This window comes from Methylocella silvestris, from assembly GCF_002891535.1.
Taxonomy (GTDB): Bacteria; Pseudomonadota; Alphaproteobacteria; order Rhizobiales; family Beijerinckiaceae; genus Methylocapsa; species Methylocapsa silvestris_A.
The window spans coordinates 1-456 of sequence record NZ_PDZR01000068.1; the positions used below are offsets into that span (position 1 = coordinate 1).

At 66.4% G+C, this 456-nt stretch carries 1 pseudogene; it reads right to left on the reverse strand.

From position 1 onward, the window contains the following. Nucleotides 1-456 (reverse strand): annotated as a pseudogene (cysK2, locus tag CR492_RS20260) (S-sulfocysteine synthase CysK2); the annotation flags it as partial.

Genomic DNA, 456 nt, shown 5'->3' on the forward strand with positions numbered 1-456 from the left:
CGCGTCGTTGTAGATGGTGTCGAAGTAGCGTGGTGGGCCGTCGGGAAAGACCGCGGCAATCGTGGTGTCCGCCGGCAAGTTGCGTGCTGCCCAGCCGGCTACCAGGGCGACCGCCCCGACGCTCCAGCCGCCGCTGGCGTAGTGGGTTGCGGCCAGGGAGCGGCACGCCCAGACGGCTTCGGGGGGAGCAACCCAGTGCACTTCGTCGAATGCACGGTAATCGACATTGCGCGGATAAATACTCGAGCCCAGCCCGCGCATCAGCCTGTTCGACGCGGGCTGCCCAAAGATCGTGGACCCGATGGTGTCCACGCCGATCAACCGCATGTCCGGGTTGAACTCCCGTAGCACTCGGGCGACACCTGCTGAATGTCCACCCGTCCCCACCGAGCACACCAGGACATCGATCCGGCCAAGCTGAGCGACCAGCTCCAGCGCCAACGACCGGTAGGCGCC